22 protein-coding genes and 1 pseudogene are annotated in these 21,387 nt (G+C 42.4%); 11 read left to right on the forward strand and 12 right to left on the reverse strand.

The window, feature by feature from the left end; genetic code table 11:
• Position 1: 1 nt before the first annotated feature.
• Positions 2-481, reverse strand: coding sequence for a hypothetical protein (locus MED222_RS10290; protein ID WP_009847195.1), 480 nt, complete (start codon positions 479-481; stop codon positions 2-4).
• 261 nt (positions 482-742) lie between these two features.
• Here MED222_RS10290 and MED222_RS22740 point away from each other — a divergent pair, with 261 nt between their 5' ends.
• Positions 743-874, forward strand: a complete 132-nt coding sequence (locus MED222_RS22740) for a hypothetical protein (protein WP_009847197.1) — start codon at positions 743-745, stop codon at positions 872-874.
• Positions 875-1,378: 504 nt separating this feature from the next.
• Here MED222_RS22740 and MED222_RS10285 read toward each other — a convergent pair.
• The 3 genes from MED222_RS10285 to MED222_RS10275 are packed head-to-tail and all read right to left on the reverse strand — an operon-like array spanning position 1,379 to position 4,735.
• Positions 1,379-2,104 (reverse strand): DsbA family protein, encoded by a 726-nt coding sequence (locus tag MED222_RS10285; RefSeq protein ID WP_009847198.1) that lies wholly within the window; start codon positions 2,102-2,104, stop codon positions 1,379-1,381.
• Positions 2,105-2,114: 10 nt separating this feature from the next.
• Entirely contained in the window at positions 2,115-2,642 is a 528-nt protein-coding gene (locus tag MED222_RS10280) for a protein disulfide oxidoreductase (protein ID WP_009847199.1), read from the reverse strand.
• Entirely contained in the window at positions 2,639-4,735 is a 2,097-nt protein-coding gene (locus MED222_RS10275; RefSeq protein ID WP_009847200.1) for a protein-disulfide reductase DsbD family protein, read from the reverse strand. Before MED222_RS10275 ends, MED222_RS10280 begins: the two co-directional genes overlap by 4 nt.
• Before the next feature lie 840 nt (positions 4,736-5,575).
• Here MED222_RS10275 and MED222_RS10270 point away from each other — a divergent pair.
• Positions 5,576-6,847, forward strand: a complete 1,272-nt coding sequence (locus MED222_RS10270) for an esterase/lipase family protein (RefSeq protein WP_009847202.1) — start codon at positions 5,576-5,578, stop codon at positions 6,845-6,847.
• A gap of 415 nt (positions 6,848-7,262) precedes the next feature.
• Here the strand turns inward: MED222_RS10270 and MED222_RS22330 are convergent.
• Positions 7,263-7,382 (reverse strand): annotated as a pseudogene (locus MED222_RS22330) (manganese-dependent inorganic pyrophosphatase); the annotation flags it as partial.
• Between the two features lie 269 nt (positions 7,383-7,651).
• On the opposite strand from MED222_RS22330, the gene MED222_RS10265 reads away from it, so the two are divergent.
• On the forward strand, positions 7,652-8,203 hold the full coding sequence (locus MED222_RS10265; RefSeq protein ID WP_009847203.1) for a hypothetical protein: 552 nt from the start codon (positions 7,652-7,654) through the stop codon (positions 8,201-8,203).
• A 108-nt stretch (positions 8,204-8,311) separates the two neighbouring features.
• Here MED222_RS10265 and MED222_RS10260 read toward each other — a convergent pair whose 3' ends face one another.
• Entirely contained in the window at positions 8,312-8,764 is a 453-nt protein-coding gene (locus MED222_RS10260; protein ID WP_009847204.1) for a septal ring lytic transglycosylase RlpA family protein, read from the reverse strand.
• Between the two features lie 416 nt (positions 8,765-9,180).
• On the opposite strand from MED222_RS10260, the gene MED222_RS10255 reads away from it, so the two are divergent.
• From MED222_RS10255 to MED222_RS10245, 3 genes are all read left to right on the forward strand, one after another.
• Positions 9,181-9,450 carry a hypothetical protein gene (locus tag MED222_RS10255; protein ID WP_032555251.1) on the forward strand — a complete coding sequence of 90 codons (270 nt, stop codon included), beginning with the start codon at positions 9,181-9,183 and terminating at the stop codon, positions 9,448-9,450.
• 109 nt (positions 9,451-9,559) lie between these two features.
• On the forward strand, positions 9,560-10,558 hold the full coding sequence (locus MED222_RS10250; RefSeq protein ID WP_009847206.1) for a DUF2860 family protein: 999 nt from the start codon (positions 9,560-9,562) through the stop codon (positions 10,556-10,558).
• 105 nt (positions 10,559-10,663) lie between these two features.
• A complete protein-coding gene (locus MED222_RS10245) occupies positions 10,664-11,683 on the forward strand; it encodes a helix-turn-helix domain-containing protein (protein WP_009847207.1) in 1,020 nt (339 codons plus the stop codon).
• 166 nt (positions 11,684-11,849) lie between these two features.
• On the opposite strand, the gene MED222_RS10240 is transcribed toward MED222_RS10245, so the two are convergent.
• The gene (locus tag MED222_RS10240; protein WP_009847208.1) at positions 11,850-12,341 is read right to left on the reverse strand and encodes a VOC family protein; all 492 of its coding nucleotides are present in this window, start codon (positions 12,339-12,341) and stop codon (positions 11,850-11,852) included.
• Positions 12,342-12,783: 442 nt separating this feature from the next.
• Here MED222_RS10240 and ahpC point away from each other — a divergent pair, with 442 nt between their 5' ends.
• Positions 12,784-13,341: an alkyl hydroperoxide reductase subunit C gene (ahpC, locus tag MED222_RS10235; RefSeq protein WP_004736364.1), complete on the forward strand. Its 558-nt coding sequence runs from the start codon at positions 12,784-12,786 to the stop codon at positions 13,339-13,341.
• 228 nt (positions 13,342-13,569) lie between these two features.
• Positions 13,570-15,162 carry an alkyl hydroperoxide reductase subunit F gene (ahpF, locus tag MED222_RS10230; protein ID WP_009847209.1) on the forward strand — a complete coding sequence of 531 codons (1,593 nt, stop codon included), beginning with the start codon at positions 13,570-13,572 and terminating at the stop codon, positions 15,160-15,162.
• Between the two features lie 173 nt (positions 15,163-15,335).
• On the opposite strand, the gene MED222_RS10225 is transcribed toward ahpF, so the two are convergent.
• Entirely contained in the window at positions 15,336-15,935 is a 600-nt protein-coding gene (locus MED222_RS10225; protein ID WP_009847210.1) for a LysE family translocator, read from the reverse strand.
• Between the two features lie 122 nt (positions 15,936-16,057).
• On the opposite strand from MED222_RS10225, the gene MED222_RS10220 reads away from it, so the two are divergent.
• Positions 16,058-16,543 (forward strand): Lrp/AsnC family transcriptional regulator, encoded by a 486-nt coding sequence (locus tag MED222_RS10220; RefSeq protein ID WP_004736367.1) that lies wholly within the window; start codon positions 16,058-16,060, stop codon positions 16,541-16,543.
• Positions 16,544-16,674: 131 nt separating this feature from the next.
• On the opposite strand, the gene MED222_RS10215 is transcribed toward MED222_RS10220, so the two are convergent.
• On the reverse strand, positions 16,675-18,177 hold the full coding sequence (locus tag MED222_RS10215) for an arylsulfatase (protein ID WP_009847211.1): 1,503 nt from the start codon (positions 18,175-18,177) through the stop codon (positions 16,675-16,677).
• A 9-nt stretch (positions 18,178-18,186) separates the two neighbouring features.
• Positions 18,187-18,576, reverse strand: a complete 390-nt coding sequence (locus MED222_RS10210; RefSeq protein WP_009847212.1) for a DUF4345 domain-containing protein — start codon at positions 18,574-18,576, stop codon at positions 18,187-18,189.
• 139 nt (positions 18,577-18,715) lie between these two features.
• On the opposite strand from MED222_RS10210, the gene MED222_RS10205 reads away from it, so the two are divergent.
• Together MED222_RS10205 and MED222_RS10200 are read left to right on the forward strand one after the other, a co-directional pair.
• A complete protein-coding gene (locus MED222_RS10205) occupies positions 18,716-19,483 on the forward strand; it encodes a hypothetical protein (protein ID WP_009847213.1) in 768 nt (255 codons plus the stop codon).
• Between the two features lie 378 nt (positions 19,484-19,861).
• The gene (locus MED222_RS10200; RefSeq protein ID WP_009847214.1) at positions 19,862-20,446 is read left to right on the forward strand and encodes an outer membrane beta-barrel protein; all 585 of its coding nucleotides are present in this window, start codon (positions 19,862-19,864) and stop codon (positions 20,444-20,446) included.
• A 60-nt stretch (positions 20,447-20,506) separates the two neighbouring features.
• Here MED222_RS10200 and MED222_RS10195 read toward each other — a convergent pair whose 3' ends face one another.
• Together MED222_RS10195 and MED222_RS10190 are read right to left on the reverse strand one after the other, a co-directional pair.
• Entirely contained in the window at positions 20,507-20,908 is a 402-nt protein-coding gene (locus MED222_RS10195; RefSeq protein WP_029224030.1) for a globin, read from the reverse strand.
• 62 nt (positions 20,909-20,970) lie between these two features.
• A complete protein-coding gene (locus MED222_RS10190; protein ID WP_009847216.1) occupies positions 20,971-21,351 on the reverse strand; it encodes a VOC family protein in 381 nt (126 codons plus the stop codon).
• Positions 21,352-21,387 lie beyond the last annotated feature (36 nt).

Genomic DNA, 21,387 nt, shown 5'->3' on the forward strand with positions numbered 1-21,387 from the left:
CTTAAGCTGTCTTTTCTTTCAAGTTTGATTCTTGTTTATCATCAAGCGCAAAGTAGATCTTCGATACAATTACTTCAGCAATGAGAATCGTAAATACCACGGCGAAGAACGCCACTACACCATTCCAAGGGCCTGTAAAGCTCACCTTCTCGCCGAACAATAAGTTAATCGCTTCTAGCATCACGAACTTTGAACCCACCAAGATGATGTAAGTAGTGATGGCGCGATAAACCTTAGGCCCGGTACCCGGTTTACTTTTGAAGTGCTCAGCAATCTTGTGCTCTAAGCCAATAGAGAGCTTCAACAATAACTGCAGTAATAACGCTGCTATCAAAGAAATAGTGAAAGACTCAATGTTGACGAAGTCCCAGTACTCATCGAAAAAGTTAAGTACCACTAAGTCCACCAGCACAGCTAACGTGTAACCTACAAATAGACGTTGTGGTGTGTTGAACCCGTAAACTTTGTCTGATTTAGTCATTCTGTCTCTCTCTAATTTGATAAGTCGCCTTGATTTGAAATACATCTTAGCGCTCGAAAAGGAGCAAAACTTACCATTTTGTGACACCACCAATAATCATTATTCAAATTAATGATTCGACAGAAATCTCCCTTCCTTCTCTTATAGCAATAGCAAAAACACACCCAATTCATCACTGTCACCAAATGGCCATTCTTCAAATGCTGCCCCCATATGATGACTCCATCAGCGACACACACTCATTTCCAAAAGGTGCAGACTATGAAAAAGCTAATCACTAACGTGAACGAATTTAACGGTGTTGATAACAACTTAATCGAGAGCGTATCAGTCCTCATCGAGGATAACTTGATCACCCAGATTAGAGAAATTAACTTCCATTCTACGAGTTAGTTTCCGTTTTTCGAGTTAATTCCCACTCTATGAATTAATTTACATTCACGTATTACCCACCCAAATAACAACCACACAAGAAATGAAATGGAATAGCAACCTGTAAAAATTAAACATAAACAACCTCTAATTACTTCGTAAAAAACACAGAGTAAAGGGAATTATTTCAGCATGGAAAACTCTAACTAAATGTTAAATGATAATTTATCTGGAGGTGCTATTTTAATATAACCTTGTCAACCCCTCGCCCTTAAATTGCACATAAGACAATTTATAAAATAAATACTATTAATCATTTTTTGTAATCAGGAATTAACAATGAGACTGTTGTTGTACTCGACATGTGGTGTTCTGAGTTTTCTAGGCATATTTGGACTAGCTGCGTTGTATATTGTTTATTAATTTGTAATCTACTTTTACAATTAATATTTAAATGATAGAAAGCCCTAATCAATAGGGCTTTTTATCCATCAAAGATAATACTTAAGTTATCGTAAATTTATTCTATTTACTTTTCTCTTCTAGCTTAGCCTTTACTATTGGATATAGTTTTTCGTATGGCAAGTAGCCGGGGAGCAATGTTCCATCAATTAGCATCGCTGGTGTACCCCGAACACCCAGCCTCGTAAATAAGTTATAGTTTTCAGCAACTTCAATCGCTATTTCACTGTCTGAAGAAACATAATCGGTGGCTTTGTTCTTCTTCGCTACTTTCATTATCGAACGAACGTTGTGAATACCAGGCTTACTGATCAACATCTCTTCAACTGCTTTGTATTTTTCTTTGTCATTGTTCCAGACATTGAGTCCAAAAGTTGCTGAGTTCAATGGCGAATCTCTCTCCTTTAGAGGGATATAAATATTTATCACCTTGATGTCATTAGGGAACTCATCCGCTATTTTTCGAAGAACAGGGTCTAATTTTTTACACCACGGGCAACTAAAATCAGTCATATTTACGATCGTCAGTTTTGGATGTTCGGAACCATACCAAGGGTGATGTGGGTTGTTATAAATAAAGTCATGACTCTCAACTAACGTTTTATCAAAGCTACTTTGTTGATCTATGTAAGCAGCTAGACTGTCGTGAACTGAATCGATAATACCTTCGTTCGTTTCTAGCATTTGCGTTATCTCGGCAATTTTTTCTTGTTTTGTCATTGCGAAAGTGACGGGTGAGAAAGCCAGAGTAACCAATAGTGTGATGATGCTTTTTGTAATGAATTTCATATTTTTCCCATTAATACTTAGCTAACCAAAGTCGGGCTGCGATACCTATTGGCGTAGTAATTCCTGAAGTAACACTTGTTACTTTTCCATCATTAATAACAATGAGTGTTGGCGTTAAGGAGATTCCCCAATCGCGTGCAATTTTACCTTGAGTGTCATTAATGTTGTCGTAGCTATACCCTTTAGCATTCATATAGCGTTGAACTCTTTCATCTTTACCCGAAGTCAGTGATACACCAACGACGGGATAGCTCGATGAAAACCAATCAACCACTGGCGTCACAAATTTGCAGGCGACGCACCATGTCGTCCAAAAATAAACTAATACCGGCTCTTTCTTACTCATCTCTATTACATCTATCGGTTTACCGGATAACGACATCCCAACCATTGGCGGAACGTTCTGCATTGGAACGTCTTTTGTACGCCAATAATCAACACCAAAGACCACGACCAATGCGAACAAGGTATACAGTAATGCCGATCTCAACTTCTGCTTTTTGGACTGAGGTTTTGCCTTAGCTTTTTTTCTCATCATTCGTCACCACCTTTTGCTTTCTCAATGGCTTCCATCACCGCATCACTGGTTAAGATGACAGGAAGCTCAATACCTTCCGGAGCGTTAGGGCCATAAACCATGTTGAACGGAACACCGAAACGGTTGTGATCTTGTAGGTATGACGTGACACTATCACTTGGGACTGTCCAATCGCCCTCCATCGGCACTACATCACCTTCAGTCAATACGCTGTAAACAGGATCTTGTAAGAGAACCCCGATCTTGTTTGCTTTACAAGTCACGCACCAATCAGCGGTAACATCAACGAAAACTACTTTGTCGTTAGCAACATGATCATCAATGGCTACGGTCGACAAAGCTTCCCACTCAGGTTCTGGTGGCAGAATTTTGGATGTTGCCTTCTCGACAAATAACGAGGCAGAGATAACACTCAACAGCAGCAAGGCAACAGCACCCGCAGTCTTGATTCCATGCACTTGAACCAACCGGACAAGCAATAAGCAAACACTGACTGCCAATATTGCGTATAACCACAATTGAGGGACGTGAGGTCGAAGCAAGCTAAAGAGCCAAACGCTAGTGATTAGCATCATTCCGCCGAACAGGTATTTAACACGGTTCATCCATGCTCCTGGTTTAGGCAGCGCCAAAGCTATCGATGGGAATGCAGCAACGATGATCCATGGAAGTGCCATACCAACGGCAAGTGCGGTGAAAATACCAAACATCGTCGGGATAGTCGTGGCAAGAGCAAATGCAACGGCTGTCCCAAGAAATGGAGCAGAACATGGCGTAGCCAATAGCGTTGCGAACATGCCTTGTGTAAAGTGTCCGACGTAACTACTGTCTCCCTTGGTTGCCATCCACGTATTGGTATTCGATGAAAGACGGATCTCGAAAAGCCCTAACATGTTGGCGCTGAAAAGGGCTGTGACGATAAACATCCCTCCGATAAACCAACCGTTTTGGAACTGAATTCCCCAACCGATAACGCTGCCTGATATTTTTAACACAGCCAAGAAAGTGGCGATTAACCAGAAGGATGCGAGGATGCCACTCGCAGATGCAAGGAATTGGAACCTAACCTGTTTTCTTGCCATGCCTTGAGCAGAAATAACCCCACTCAGTTTCATTCCAAGTACAGGGAATACACAGGGCATGATATTGAGAATCAACCCACCTAATAGCGCCAAAAGCACCATACTTATCATAGAGCTATTACCCACTATGCCGTTGGTAACAGTGGCTGGGTATTCTGTAATGAAGTCTTTGTCTTTGATGCTGACACGAATGTGTTGGTTGTTGAGATCGGGTGTGCCCATCCAGCTGCTTACGTCATAAGTCGCAATGGCTTGGTTACCTTCAATTTCAATATGAGGAATACCAAATTCAGCATCTTGCATTTCATCTGAATCACCATCCACGATTATATCGGGTGCAGTCCAACCAATTTTATGTGTAGCAATAACTTGAAGTTGCGACTTGTGAGCATCCCAAATCGTAGATGTACCCTCTACAAGCGGTGAGTCTTTCGGCACTTCGCTCATTGCTTTTGCGTAGACAAGCATCGCGTCGTTATTCACGGTCATCTCACTTGGGTTAAACACCAAGTTGATGTCAAAATCCGTGAGAATACATATGGTGGTGCATGAAGACATCGTCAGCACTGCATGGAGCTCAACAGGTTTGTTCATATCATCAATATGAAGATTCATCGGAAAGATGATGTTGTGCTTGTAGCCCAGCGTATCTATGCCGAGCAAGTTGAAGCGTTGAGGAAACTTCCAAAACCATTGCAGTTGCGAAACGTTCTTAGAGTCGGCCCATTTAATTTTGGGCGCAATGCCTCCTTCGCCAGGACTTCTCCAGTAAGTTTTCCATTCATCAGAAAGGTTCACTTCCAGATAACCCGCCGCGGTTTTATCTTCTTTATTAATTTGTCCTGTCATGACAAAACGCGTTTCTACATACGGATGTAACTTGTCTTGCATCCAACCCGTTGTAACAGGAGTCATCGATTCGCTCGCACTTGCGTTCACAGTGAATGTTGAACACAGCGCAACGAATAGCCAAAGCACAACAAAGCGCAATGACATTTTGCTTTTAGGCATGTCTAATTTTTCCTTAAAAAATGAATAATATGAGTGTTAGTTAAACGCTCTTATTCTCATTCTTTAAAGACACAGACCTTGAGATGGATGCGCCTACCTTTGTGGAGGATTGGCTCAGTGAAGGGAGGGAAATACGGGACAGTACTTAGCAGCCACAATACGACGACAACGAGTATGAAGTACGTGAATATTGCTTGATCATTGACTTGGTGGTGATCAAAATTTATCAGATGTTCTGATAACTCACATTTTTGGACGGATTGGCCGTCTTGGGATTGAGATGCCCCATCAATAAAAACGCCACCATCGCTAATCTTGTTTGCCTGCACGGCAGTAGAAATAGCAGAATCACTGTTGTCATAATTTACTTTGCAGCCTTGGATAAAACTCATATTACTGGCGAGACAGAAACAGATAACCCAACCCACTAATAATAGTGCGCTACGAGTTAGCTGATGTGTGTTTCGACTTGAGATCATATCTAAACTGCAGATGTCTTGTTATGGTAAACGTAGCATTACGACTTAACTAAAATAATAAAGTTCAATTTTTTTCTTAATGTCGATAATTTTCATGAATCAAAGCGATTGAGAATCGTAAAAATCATATACCAACAATCAGGGTCGGAAAGACAATCAGTATCGAAAAGACAATCGACATCAGCCATACCGCGGTCGAGCAGCGTGAACTAAGTAAACTCGGACCAAGACAATACATGCTCAAGAACAACGTATGACCTAACTCTCTGTTTTCTTGCTAGTATTAAACTCATGCTGTTTGTTTATGTATAAAAATTATTGATTGAATGACGAAGCTTGTTGATATGGGGATGAAATTAGAATGAGGCGATTACTTACTGCAATATTTTTCAGTTCAGCATTGTTACTCAGTTCAGTGCTATCAGGGTGCAGTAATTTTAGAAACCTATCGAATGAGATAGACGCAATTGATGCCTATACCGACCAGTACCAAATCATTTTGACCGAACCAGCGTCGGGCTCAGCCGTCGTTATTCAACAGATAAAAGATATCAATAAAAGCGAAGTTGATGGCTACGACGGCATAATAGATAGCGACAGTATTCAATTGCAGCTATCTAGAAAAATACACTACCTACTTGTCTTTGATGATAAAAACCAAGATTTAACCCTACAAGCTGACGAACCATTCAGTGTCGTTAATCTGCACGATCACCAAGACAATTCTACAGTAAGAATTTCACTCGCCATTGACGAAAACAAAGCGCCCAGAGCCTTTGTTAATCACTCACTGTCCTCTTTACTGAAAGTGGAATTGGATCTTGTCGATATAGGCACTGTTGTGAGTTTAACGGATCCGCCCTTTAAGCGAGAAAACGCTAAGCTCGGCATGTGGCAGCCAGTAACATTCTTTTTTGAAGGGAATGCTGGACTCTACTTTTTGTCGGAATACGACCCAACTAAAATCCCTATCCTATTTGTACATGGTATCAATGCGACCGCTTTAGATTTTGCTCCATTAATCGAAAAAATCGATCAATCTAAATACCAAATATGGGTATTCAACTACCCTTCTGGCTTATCTCTGGTTTTAAGCTCGAAAGGCTTAAATAACCTGCTGCATACCATAGTGACGGAATACAAGATCCAACAATTACACGTGGTGGCACACAGCATGGGCGGGCTGATCGTGGCAAACAGTGTTCGTCAGTGCCAAATCGGGCAGTTGTGCAATTTTGTCAGCAGCATCACCACCATATCTTCCCCGTTTGGGGGTGTGGCATCCGCCAAGCAAGGAGTTGAATACTCCCCTATCGTGATGCCAGCCTGGGTAGATTTAAATCCAGACGGAAAATTTATCGCCGAGTTATTTGGTAGTAAGACTAAAAACCATACCCCGCACTTTTTAGCGTTTGGATACAATTCAGGGGAGTTATTTAATACCAACAGTAATGATGGCGTAATTGACCTATCAAGCCAGCTTTCGCGCCCAGCTCAATTAAACGCCGACCAAATTTTTGGTTACGACGAAAATCATTTAAGTATCTTAGACAACGACGACTTGTTTGAAGATCTTTCTGAGTTTTGGTTGAGAACCGAACAAGGCTATAATGCCAATGAAAATAATTTTTAAGATTAATTGACTGCTGGTTGTCCACAATTGATATTGCTTATTTAGACACCACTACCACAGTAAATACTAACTCCTGTAGGAATGCAGACAGCACCGTTGGTTGCACAGCCAGATATATAAAGACAAAGAGCGGTTATTATTAGTTTTCTCATACAGAACAAAATCCTTTAGGTAGAAACATTGTGTGTTTTGGACAACAGAAAATGCATTTCTACTCAAATAAAAAGAAATTTTTATTTATACACTTCATATAAACAACCAAACTCTACTTTTTACCATATTTATACAATGCGAGTATTAGTATTTTGCCAACGAAAACACTGGTGAATTTAGTCCTAAAGTCCAAGTTAATTAGCTTATCAAAAAGAAGGGGGGGGGATCTATACCAATCCCTCTCCCAAAAATCTCTTTCTACTTACAAGCTCTCAATTGCCTTTTGCACTGCAGGGCCAATCTGGCGCTTACGAGAAGTGACGCCCTCCAAAGTCAGCATGTCACTTGTTGGTTCAGCATTGAAAGCCGATTTTTTAATCTCCTTAATTCACCTAAGTTCACTTATTTTTGCCCCTAATCATCCTCACCCTATATGTAGATTTTCGACGGGGAAATATAGACATAGCGAATCAACTCATGCCTCCTGCGCACTTGTCAAATACATTAAAACCGAACATATATGAACACTGAGTAATATTGCTAGGTAATGCTTGGTGGTGATATTGTAAGAAAATAATAATAGATATTTTTCAGACAGTTATTCGATTCGCAAATTCAATTATTTATAATGAATCACGCAGGAGTATTAAAGTGATACTAAATCATAATTTAGACTGGAGTATTGTTGGCGCTATACCAACTGGCCCTGGAACATTTGTAAGAGATGCCTTTCAATTACAATATGGCCAACCCACTAGAGAACTCCTTCCAGCTGGGACATCGATATATAAATTTAATGGTTATCCAACTTTAGGGCGAGGCGAAATTACAGATGAGACCACACTCTCACCATGGTGGTCACCAACCGACCCTTTCCAACATGATGCAGGACTAGAACAAAAGAAAAAAATTGCGCAGCGTAATGGCGTATCTCTTAGAGAATGGGGACGTTTGACCTCAGTTATCAAAGAGAACTGGAGTTCATTGGATTACTTATTGGAGATGAGACTAAAATCTCCGGTTTATGCTTGGTTTGGCGGTTTTAAAGGGATGGACCGTATTGATGCAGGCTCACAATCCAAAAGAAATACAGCTCTTGAAATGAGAGGTAATTCGCAAGGCCTACCTGGCGGAGCGACTCAATTCTATATTCCCAACTTAACCGTCGGCCATTTTATGTCTCACAAGTTTAGTAAGATGTGAGCCTGCTTAACGAATACAATTTCACTTTTGATTACTAACCAGTACCGGCCTAGCTCTTAGCACCGTTTATAGTAGTGGTTGACAATTCAAAGGAATACTTGAAGTTGGTTAGTGCTTATACCTAAAGGTATTACTGTCATCAACAATCTCAATTTTGACAGGCACAGTGCCTTGCTTAACGTTACCTATTTGTGCAAATGCCTTGTGAGAAAGGTCGATAACTCGGCCTTTTACGTAAGGGCCTCGATCGTTAATTTTCACATCGACCGACTTGCCATTGTCTGTATTGGTCACTCTCACGATCGTCCCAAAGGGCAAGGTTTTATGAGCCGCTGTGTAGGCATTCATGTTGTATGTCTCACCACTTGCTGTGAGTTTTCCATGGAATTTATCGCCATACCAAGAAGCTTTACCCACAAGAGCATGTGACTTGGCATAGTCCTTTGTTTTAGAACTGCCGACAGCCGACGTTGAGGTGCATCCAGCTAATATCATAAGAATAAGAGCGGTAAAGATGATATGTCGTTTTTTCATGTGATTTGGGAACGCTAATCTCTGCATGTTTCTCTATTTTCGTTGTTGTTGGTTAGTAATATTGTGCTGAGTATAGTCACAGCTCAGTCAAGGCTACCATTCGGTATGAGCCCGCAATATTTCCATAAACTACGCTTTCTTCCGTCATTTTCATGAAAGGTTTTATCCTTAAAACGTCAACTTTAACAACGTCTTAATGTTGTTTGTTTCTTTATCATTCTATTCAGAACGACGATGGCTACTTTTTTGTGTAGTAATAACGCTTACCTACACATAACCCGACAATCCAGTTGGCGTAAATAGTATGAGCATTGGCGATATTTGCACTGCAAACCAACACCCTGATCTTTATTCTACTCCCATAAATCAGCACACGGAGTGAAGATAGATCTAGCAAGCTAGATTTCGAAACAAGGATAGTGACTTTCTAACTTGGGATAGAAATGATGACTGTCAGTGAATTGAAATATCGATATTTTTTCGAAGCCATGGGTAAAGTTGCGCCTTCAGCTGCAACGAACTCTCTTCCTACTTTAGCGAATATTGCGTGTTCTCCCATCAAGTCGCCTCCCTCTTATTGGAACAAGCAGAACCTTCCAGTCGGCAGCCACTTTTCCGCAGCAAGAGGCAACGACCGCCTCTTATTTGAATTGGCCTATCAACTAGAAAGCGCCAAGCCTTGGGCAAATAAAAAAGCCCCAATAGCACTTTAAGAAGCAATGCACTTTAAAAAGCAATTCACTTTCAAGAGCTATTTATTTTCAAGAGCTATTCGATTTCGAAATCAGTTCGATTAAAAACCATTCAAGTACGAGTCTATTGATGAAACATATTATCTCCCTATTTTTGGCAACTATGATGCTTGCTTCTCCTTCATACGCAGCTTTAGCACCAAGCGAAGGTTTCAGTGGCAACATGACCTTCCTAACCGGCTTCACCGCAAACTCAAGCAACTTAGATGTTGGCCAAAGTAATCATCAATCTCAAACCGATTTAATGTCGTCTGGTGCAACTGAAGCCAATGGAATGGTCGCTATTTTAGGTTCGATGCAGTACACCTTTGGCGCTTTGAATCACAAGCAAATTTTCTTAGGCACCTCTAGAGACGACATCATTACAGGTACGTTGGCATTTGAAGTGGGCTATAGACAGCAACTGGAGAGCGGGATGGTTATCGACTTTTCCATCTTACCAACGCTGATCTCTGGCGAAGTGTGGGATGACCCTTATGCCGTTGATTCGAAGAGAGAAGAAACCGACCTAACCGGCAACGTGGTTCGAATGCAGCTGTCTAAAATGATGGGGACTAACTTTAATATCGATATGGCTTTTGGCGAGTCCGATGTGAAAAAAGAAAACACAGGATTAAAAGGACTTGATTTAACGGACGAAGAGCGAGCATTAATGACGCGAGAGCGAGAGTATTTTTACCTAAAGTCGGGTTACCAGTACTTCTTAAAAGATGGGTCTGGCATTCTCACGCCTTCAATCAATGTTTTCTCGTCGAACTCTGAGGGTAATGCGTTATCATTCCTGAGTGTTGGAGCAGAGGTGAACTTAGCGAAAAGATTCGGCAATCATGGTCTGGCTTTCACGATCAACGCAGCAAAACGCGACTATGATAAAGAGAACCCTATTTTCAATAAGACGCGTGAAGACAAAGATTTCGGTGCATTTATCGCCTATGAATATGCCAATATCTTTGATGCAAAAAACTGGTCTCTAGTATCACTATTAGGTGCAAAAACAACCACATCGAATATTGAATATTACCAATCGTCACAATATGTAGTTTCAGTAGGTGTTGATTACAAGTTCTAAGGTCTAACTGAGCTTTTCACTGCTTGTAACCAGTAAAAAAATCCTATAATTTGAGGCACATTAACGAGGAGAACACTCTTCAACAACCAGCAATAACAGGAAGTTATGGTGGAAAGTTTTAGTACTCAGTTGCCCATATTTTGGTTTAAAACTTTAGATTCAGCGATCCAAGCTAGAATTGGAGACAGCAGTGACATCTGGTCAGGGGCAGAGGTATATGAACAACTTTGCTCCGCCGAAACGATTTCGGCCCATCAGCTTCAAACCGGGATCACCAATATCTACCAACGTTTTGATCATGAACTGATCGACTTGTTTGATGAATCAGCCCGTTACTTTGATGAGCTTGAAATGGGCGCTCCGGTCATGGCCATGCTAACCGCCCCCAATATCTCCAGCTTTTGTGAACTACTGAGTCGATATTCAATTCATATACACCCACTATTGAAGATATTCAGTCGTGAAACCGATAACGGTGAACTGGAACTTTGGACAGTGACACCCGAATACATTGATGAGTCAACGCTAATGACACACATTAGCTTGGGGCTCTATTTCAGTATTATTCTCAAGCTCATTCGAAAGTACCTCAATGCGCCCAAGCAAAAACTTACCATTCATATCAACAAGAGCACCATTGGCGATGAGTTCTTGGCTATCTTCGAGCGCGTATTCAATATAGAAATGAAAGAAGGTTACCCTGCCCGATATCTCCTTTTCTCTAACGAACTGGCACAGAGAAAGCCTCGCCAATTCCAACCTGATTTTCATGCAGAGTTAGTACGAATTGCTGACCAACAGATGGAAAAGGTGTTAAAAACCAACTTAATCTACAAAGTGAATGAAACGTTCAAGGTGCTTGCAGTGAAAGACACAAACCTAGATAGCGTAGCAAGCAACCTGCACATAAGCCCTCGAACCTTGAACCGTAAACTTAAACAAGAAAGTGTGAGTTTCCGTCGTTTGTTTGATAAGTATCGACTTGAACTGAGCCTGACCTTACTTAACCAAAACGACGGTAATATTACTTATGTCGCTCACGAACTTGGCTTCTCAGATTCGAGCGCATTCAGCCGAGCATTCAAAAATTGGACTGGGCACTCTCCTACCGAACTAAAATCGTAAGGTCACTTTCCGGCGAGTTATACGCTTCAGCGGAAGCTTCTTCTCGACGGCATTCTTATGTGTCAGGCCAATCGAAGTCGATCCAAATACAAAAAGGATTGGTATCTCTACCAATCCTCTTTAGGGGGGGTTCGGTTTTCTACCTTATGACAGGCAGGTAACGCGATTACTCGTAATCAGTCGCGTACGTGTCTTCGTATGTGTGCGAGTAGAATTCGAATAGGTTGCCAAACGGGTCTTCTAGATAAACCATTTGCGCTTGTTTTAGTTCGTCTTCTGGGTGGTAACGCATGATGTCCATACGAACCTTACCGCCATACTCTTCAACACGCTTAATAGCTGAATGAAACTGCTCTTTTGGAAGTTGCAGACAGAAGTGGAAGATGCCTAGACGAGAGAAGTCTACTTCGTGACGCTCTTGACGTTCTTTCATTTCGAACAGTTCAACACCGATGCCATCAGATGTGACTAGGTGTGCAATGTTGAAGCCTTTGAAGCCTTCGCCAAATACTGCGATACACATACGGCCGATTGCTGATTCACGCTCTTCCATAACCTTAGTGTTGTTCATTACGATTCTTAGACCCAGCGCTTTCGTGTAAAACTCGACTGCTTGATCCATGTCACCCACCATGATGCCTACGTGATTCATTTTCATAACTTACTCCAAATTCGTTTTTAATTCTGTGCGTTTCGAAGACTGGCTTCGATGTTTCGTTTCGATGGAGAGAGTATATGGAGATGTAACGATTAAATGAAATTATCATTAATTATATTAATGATAATTTTTTGTTATTTACAGATTTAGCATCAAATCCCAGCTCGCTTAAAGAAGCCACGCCTGCCCTTGCCTACTTAGATACATAGATACATAGATACATAGAGGCTTACGTGAATAGAGATAAGCCGAAATAGAACGTAGCCCTAGTTTGATAACTTTTATCGATAGTTTTTGTCGATAGCGATCTTCTTACGAAGATAGGATTTGCCTATTGAATCTATAGAAATGTCCGATTTCACTAATTTTCGGTGCGAATGCAATATAGCTCCATCGACGCGGGATAGCGTTAAACACTACAAATTAGAAAGAGAGTCGAATCATGATCAACACAGAAATCAAACCATTCAACGCAACAGCATTCAAAAACGGCGAATTCGTAGAAATCACTGAGCAAGACGTTAAAGGCAAGTGGGCTGTATTCTTCTTCTACCCAGCAGACTTCACGTTTGTATGTCCAACTGAGCTAGTTGACCTACAAGACAAATACGCAGAGCTTCAATCTCGCGGCGTAGAAGTTTTCTCAGTATCAACTGACACGCACTTCTCTCACAAAGCATGGCACGATACTTCTGACAAAATCGGCACTATCGAATACTTCATGGTCGGCGACCAAACAGGCAACATCACAAACAACTTCAACGTTATGCGTGAAGGTCAAGGCCTTGCAGACCGTGCAACGTTCCTAATCGACCCTGAAGGCGTTATCCAAGCAATGGAAATCACAGCTGAAGGCATCGGACGTGACGCAGAAGACCTACTACGCAAGGTTAAAGCAGCACAATACGTAGCCGCTCACCCAGGTGAAGTTTGCCCAGCTAAATGGAAAGAAGGCGAAGAGACTCTAGCGCCATCTCTAGACCTAGTAGGCAAGATTTAATCTAAGCCTAGTTCAAACAAGAACAGCTAAGAAAGAACAAGTAAAACAGAACAGTTAAACGGTTCTACAGGCGCGCTTCGGCCTCCCTCCTAAAGGGCAGTTGCGCGCCACCCTTTCAAAACATCAACACCACAATATTTGCCGACTTGCGCCCCCTTTTTATTTTCCTTTTTCAGCAAGAAGGTATTGGTCAATACCAAGACACAGAATTTAAGAGCAGGCACGATTATGTTAGATCAAGCAATGAAGCAGCAGCTAAAAGCATACCTAGAAAACCTAAAAACCAATGTTCAGTTAGTCCTTAGCCTAGATGACAGCGACACCGCGAACAAACTTCAAGATCTGGCGAATGATATAGCTTCTCTCACTGACAAAATTGAAGTGATTCGAGATGACAGCGCAAGCACTCGCAGTCCTATCATGCAGGTAGTGAACCAAGAGAAAGGCACCGCGATCGGTTTTGCCGGTTTGCCAATGGGCCACGAGTTCACATCACTGGTACTTGCACTGCTTCATAGTGGTGGTCACCCTATCAAGCTTGAAGCGGACGTAATCGAGCAAATTAAAGAACTCGATCAAGAGCTTAATGTAGAGATTTTTATCTCACTCTCATGCCAAAACTGTCCAGAAGTGGTTCAGGCATTCAACATGATGTCGGCGATTAACCCTCTGGTTAAGACAACCATGATCGACGGCGCAGCATTCCAAGACGAAGTGAAGTCTCGCGACATCATGGCAGTACCAAGCGTGTTTATTAACGGTGAGCTATTTGGTCAAGGCCGTATGTCTCTGGCTGAGATCCTGAACAAAGTTGACTCAGGCGCAGCAGAAAAGAAAGCGGCTAACCTAAACGAACAAGCACCGTTTGATGTATTGGTTGTCGGTGGCGGCCCTGCAGGATCTTCAGCGGCTATCTACGCAGCACGTAAAGGCATTCGTACCGGTGTGGTTGCAGACCGATTCGGTGGCCAAGTTATGGATACCATGGCGATTGAGAACTTTATCTCCGTGAAAGCGACAACAGGTCCTAAATTAGTGGCAAGCCTTGAAGAGCACGTAAAAGAGTACGGTGTTGAGATAATGACTGAGCAGCGCGCTGCAAACATCATCGCAGCCGAAGACACAGGCGACGGTTACATCCACGTCGAACTAGAGAGCGGCGCAACATTACGATCTCGCACGGTTATCACCAGTACCGGTGCTCGCTGGCGTGAAATGAATGTTCCGGGTGAGCAAGATTACCGCAATAAAGGCGTCGCTTACTGCCCACACTGTGACGGTCCTTTATTCAAAGGTAAGAAAACAGCGGTTATCGGTGGTGGTAACTCAGGTATCGAAGCGGCAATTGATTTAGCGGGTATCGTTGAACACGTAACCGTACTTGAATTTGCAGACACACTGCGTGCAGACCAAGTGCTTATCGACAAAGCGAACGCAACACCAAACATCGAAATCATCAAGATGGCGCAAACAACGCAAGTGATTGGTGATGGCAACCGCGTAACCGGTCTGGAATACAAAGACCGCAACACCGATGAACTTAAACAGATTGAACTAGCAGGTATCTTTGTTCAAATCGGCCTGATGCCAAACAGCGAATGGTTGAAGGGTTCGAAGGTAGAGCTTTCACCACGCGGTGAAATTGAAATTAACGCTCATGGCGCAACATCAATGAAAGGTGTATTCGCAGCGGGTGACGTAACAACCGTACCTTACAAACAGATCATCATTGCAATGGGTGAAGGTGCAAAAGCAAGCTTAGGTGCATTTGACCACCTAATCCGTAACTCAGCTCCAGTTAAAGAGGCTGAAACGGCTTAATCTTTAAACCTAAAACTTAAAACTTAAAACTTAAAACTTAAAAGCTTCTAGGCATAAAAGCTTTTAACTCAAGTTCCTTAAATATTTGTTAACTTAATTCTTTACTGTTAACGACTTAGTCGACATTTAGACACCACTCCTATGGATTTAGGAGTGGTTTTTTTCCTTGTGATTTATGCCGGTTGATAAAGCATAAAGGCAACCACCATCGCTAAGCTTCCACCCAAGCAACGGTTCACAAACATCATCTGTTTTGGTGATTGCAGTAATTTTTTCAGCATGGTGCCGCAATACGCCCACACCAACATGCACGGCACACCGGTAATCACCATACCCGCGATAATGGTCACTACTTGAATCAAGTAATCTGCATTCGGAGTAATGAATTGCGAAAACACGGTTAATGAAGCTATCCAACCTTTAGGGTTTAACACCTGCACCAACACACCTGACATAAAACCTGAACGTTTATCTGTGGTGCTTTCTTCGATTTGCATGTTCGCAATCGACCACGCCATAAACAGCAAGTAAGCCGCACCCACGTATTTCAAAATGTTATAAAGATCTGGGTAAAGGGTAAATAGACTCACCAATCCGACACTGGATCCTGCCAGTACGATGATGATGCCAACAGCGTTCCCAGAGATAAAAGGTAAAGTCGCAGCAAATCCATAACGACTTGAAATCCCAAGTAATGCGATATTGCCTGCCCCAGGTGTAATTGCAATTGATGTTGAAAATAGCAAGAACGCCAGCATTAATTGAGAGCTCATTTCCTCTCACTCCTAATAAGTAAAGTATTTATACGGAGAGAGTTTACAGATTCGACTAGGAATTAAATTGCTATATAGGCTAATATTAATGCAAATTTGAGCAAGACCTTCCTAAAAACACCATGAAACAGAAAGAATCCACCAAAGAAGTGTTAGATGACACAGATATCGCCATCTTAGAACATATCCAACAAGACGGACGCATGAGCAACAGCAAGCTCGCAGAGAAAGTGAACCTCAGCGAAACCCCATGTTGGCGCCGTTGGAAACGCATGGAAGAGACGGGTTATATCGATGGTTACGCCGCGAAGCTAAACCGCAAAAAGCTTGGTTTTCATGTGGCTGGTTTTACTCTTGTGACCTTAGGTAACCATGAAGTAGAAAACACAGAACCGTTTGAAGAGTTTGTCGAAGTAACCGATTGGATTCCTATGTGTCACTGTATTGCAGGCGGCGCCGACTATATGATTCAAGTGCTAGCGAAAGATTTAGAAGAGTACTTTGAGCGTATTAGCTCGATCAGACGAGTAAAAGGTGTAAGTGCGATTCAGTCGAATATCTCGGTTAAAGAGTTGAAAAACAGCTATAAGTTGCCTCTTGGGGATTAGCTTGCGCTACCATCTACTCAGAACTCTATTAACTCGGGCTTATTTTTACTCAAAGAAAAGATTGATAGACCAAACAAAAAATGCCCAGTCAACGGTTTGTTAACCGGGCACTTAGTTTTTACAAGTGCGTATTAGTTACCCACACCACCTGTTTTTTCAGCTGGTAAATCTGGTGTCACTGGGGGCCACTCTTGGAAGGTTGCTAGATGTTGTTGTACAGCAGCTTGAGCAGGACCAAATGCCCACATTTTTTGCCCCATCCACTTCAAGTACATGCCCGACTCTTCCGCCGCTCTCTCGTATGGGTCACGACGTAAGTTAAACAGTAATGGTGCATTTAGCTCCTCTTTCGGACCACTCCAGCCATGATTTTGGACCACAAAGTGCGCCTTCCAATCACCAACACGAACCGCTTGCAGCTTGTCTCGTTCGTAGTAGTAGATCTCTTTACGGTTTGACTCACCTTTCTCAGTCAGCATATCCACTTGGTTGTAACCATCAAGGTGCGCTTTAAAGCCATCGTGACCTTTCAGCAGTTTTTCTTTTAGATCCGTTGGACCACCAGCCGCAGCGACAAGAGTGGGTAACCAATCCATACCATCAAAGATGCCATTGCCTACAGTACCCGCTGGGATTTTACCCGGCCAGCTAACCAGTGCAGGGGCTCTTACGCCACCTTCCCAAGTTGTGCCTTTCTCACCGTGATAAGGTGTCATACCGCCATCTGGCCAAGTCATGATCTCAGGACCATTATCCGCAGTGAAAATGATGATGGTGTTATCGGCAATACCGAGTTCTTCCATTTTGGCCATCATTTCACCAACATGGTCATCAAGATCTTTCATGACCACTTCTTGAAGTCCCCAACCGTTTTGGCCAAGCATAGCTTCGTATTCAGGTGACAGGTGCGTCCAAACGTGACCACGTGATGGACAGTACCAAGTGAAGAATGGCTTATCCGCTTCAACCGCCCTTTCGATGAAGTTGATCGCATGTTTATTTACTTCATCGTCGAGTGTACGCATACGCTCGATCGACAATGCACCATCGTCTTCAATCGTTTGACCACCTTTACCGTCTGATCTTGCATAAATAACATTACGAGGTGCAAACGCATCCAAAGATCCATCTTTTGGCCAATCTGGATCTTCTGTGTATTCCATTGCATTCAAGTGATACAACCAACCCCAATACTCATCAAAACCGTGCATTGTCGGTAAGAATTCATCTCTATCACCAAGGTGGTTTTTGCCAAACTGCCCCGTGACATAACCCATGGTTTTAAGGATTTCAGGAAGCGTTGGCGTGTCGGCACTTAAACCAACTGGGCCACCCGGTAACCCAACTGAGTGCATGCCTGTTCGAACAGGGAGTTGACCCGTTAAGAATGCAGAACGACCCGCCGTACAAGAAGGTTGAGCATAGTAATCCGTTAATAGCATGCCCTTTTCAGCAATACTATCGATGTTCGGTGTTTCGCTGCTCATCACACCATTGTGATAAGCACTCAGGTTTGATATTCCAATATCATCCGTGAAGATAACAAAAATATTCGGTTGCTCTTGTGCTGACCATGCTGATAGCGAAAAGCTACTCAACACACTCATCACAACAAGGTGGAAAATCCTTTTCATAGAATGTCCTTATACTGTTTCAGATTGCTCTTTGTGAACCATTTTTATTCCTACCAAACCAAAGCCAAGCTCCAATAGTAGATAGACGACAAGTAGCCAGTGAGGCATGCCATCTATCAACAAGCTAATGACTCGGCCGGCAGCCAAACCCAACATGAAGACCACCAAACTGTAGAGTGCTGGCAGTCGGTATTTCTTTAGTAACGCCCCTACTATCCAAAACAGAGCCAACGCTAAGTACAACCCCATCACAGCACGAAAGATATGAGTGACATTGATAGGGCTAGCATCAATTCCGAAAAGATAATCAAGGGAGACAACGGGGGCATAACCGTACGACAACGCAATCGGTGTTAAACCCAAAACAGCAACGAACAAAAAAATGCTTTGTGGCTTCATATCCTTACTCTTTTAATTTGGCTCTTTTCAAAAAACATAGTCTACAATCAGCAATATACAAGTTGCATATGTGAAAAATGGATAGTTAAAACACACATTCACATTCGTGCTATTTCACATCGAAGATAAGGATATCAATATGGCTAAATGGCATTACCTACTCGCATCAGCGTTGGCTGTTAGTTCAACCGTAAATGCACAAGAAGCAAGTTCACAATCGGACACGAAAAAGTGGCAACACAGCATAGAAATTTATGCGCTTGCTTTAAATATCCGTGGTAATACAACAATTGGTGATATTTCTAGCGATGTTGATGTCGACCCTGCATTCATCATGGGTCATTTGGATATGGGAGCGATGCTTCGACTAGAGGGGATCTATAACAATCAGTGGGGTTATTACGTTGACTACAGCTACATGAAACTGAGCGGAAAGTCAGATTCAATCATCGGCAACACAGGTATTCTTAATGGCAAGCTTGAGATCAGACAAGGCGTTTTAGAAGCAAAAGGCTTTAAACGCTACCAATACGACATTGGTGCCATTGATTATATGGTTGGATTACGCTGGTGGGATAACGATATTGATTCCAAACTCTACACAAACAGCGGGACAACCCTGAATTCAAGATCTTTAGAAGAAGATTGGATTGATTATCTGATAGGCGTTCGTTGGACCAAGGAACTCAACAAAAATTGGACTGTGCACACGAGCTTAGATATGGGCCTTGGAAGCGATACCGACTTTACCTCATCTCTGTTAACCGGCGCTCGCTATCAAATTAACGACTGGTCGGATTTAAATCTGGCGTATAAATCCACTTGGGTTGATTACGAAAACAAAGGTACCTTTGAATACGATACCGCATCGCAAGGGTTCCTGATTGGTTGGGCTGCTCACTTTTAATCCGATTATCGTAACGTGTTAGAACCCTCGGCCAATCCAATGCCAACCCAACATTGGTCATTTGGATTTAATTTCAATTAAAACGTAAGCCTCGAATGATTCTTATCTCTGGTGATGACCTCCGTCGCCAGAGGTTTTTCTGCGTGAAACATGCACCGCCCTCCCTCATAGAAAACCCATTAAATCATAGACTAACTCTCGCACACCGCGCATTTGATCCATCTAAAAAATTGTAATTTTAGGTCATGGAAATACAGGCTTATGTTTTGAGATATTTAATCTTCATTTAATCTTACCATCGCCCATTCGAACAGTGTTTTTTATTTTGAAAATGCCGCTAAAATCCTCTCCCGAAATTTACAAACCAGAGTAAAAACAATGAAAAAATTAGTCTTAGCGGCTCTTACGATTGCCTCAGTTACGGGGATCGCATCAACTTCAGCTTTCGCATCAAACGAAATGTACACATTAGGTGGTGTAGGTATGGATAGCGGTGACGTTGGCGCTCAATTCACGTTAGGTAGCCAGATCGTTCAAAGCAATTGGTATATTGAATCGACGTTACTTGTTATCAGCACTGACGATAAGTCTACTAGCTATAATGGTGACAAGGTGCTTCAAACAGAGCAAGAGTTCGATTCTTTAATGCTTTCATTAACACCTATGTATAAGCACAGCTTCAGCGAAAACTTCGCTGTTTATGGTAAGGCGGGCGCGTTTTACGCACACTCAGATACCAAATTGGTGTTCCGATCTAGCGATAATAATGAAGTCCACAAAGGGTCCCATGGTGATTTTGGCTTAACTTACGGCATCGGCGCAGAATACAAGTCACTAAAACCAGTTTTCGGCCACTCCAAGTTTGTGACTCGAGCTGGATTTGATTGGTATGAGTTCGGCGGAAGTACTGGTTGGTATACCGCTGAGTCGGTACTGAATATCCAAGCAGGCTTTACCTTTTAATTGAGTCGATAAAAAAGTAAGCCTCTTGTTGTGTGGGGCTTACTTTGTACATTTTTTGATTCAGACTACACACTCTTTCTTCATGATAGCAAGTCCTGTTTCCAAGGTATGTGCCCAAGCTTGTTCGATATTTTCATCATAAAGTGGATCGTATTTTTTAACCGTATTGAGCAAGGAATTAAACCACTCGTTGAGCTCTTGCTCAGAAATATCCATGCCTAAATCTTTATGTCGCTTCCCAAGCTTTCTCACCGAGTTTCGTACGCTCGGCAGACCTGCAGAGTTATAGATAAGGATGATTGAAGCTTTAAGCATCTTGGTTTGTTGCTCTAACCCTATGTTTTCAAATCGCTCTGAAAACCTAGGGTTGTGTTCGCAGAAGTCCGCCAAAAATGTTTCTAGAAATTCTTCATCGATCCTGCAACGCTCAAAGCTTTCATAAAACAGTTCATTAGGTGTCATTTTGTTGGTTCTTCGCATTCGCCAGCGATCCTTAACAGTCCATGTCATCTAAGTATACGCCACTATGGCATAAAGTGAGTTGCACAGATCTTGTTTCCATCAGGATCTCGCAAATAAGCCATGTACAAGCGACGCTCGTCAGAACCTCTCGCTCCGGGGCCATTTTCAATACTGGTACCGCCATTTTCGACGCCAACACGATGCCACTCATCTACAACTTCTGGGGAGGATGCAAGAAAACCCACCGTCATACCGTTGCCGTGAGTCGCAGGCTGACCATCAATCGGCTTCGTTAAACCCAACACACCCGTTTGGCTAACGTAAACACAGCGCCCTTTGGGATCAACAGAACCTTCGCTATAACCAAGCACTTTCATGATTGGGTCATAAAAAGCCTTCGCGCGTTCAATATCTTTGGTACCGAGAAAAACATGGCTGAACATAACTAACCTCTTCTTTTATTGAAAGAACCACCTAAA

Origin of the sequence: Vibrio sp. MED222 (assembly GCF_000153005.1) — a bacterium.
Classification (GTDB): domain Bacteria; phylum Pseudomonadota; class Gammaproteobacteria; order Enterobacterales; family Vibrionaceae; genus Vibrio; species Vibrio tasmaniensis_A.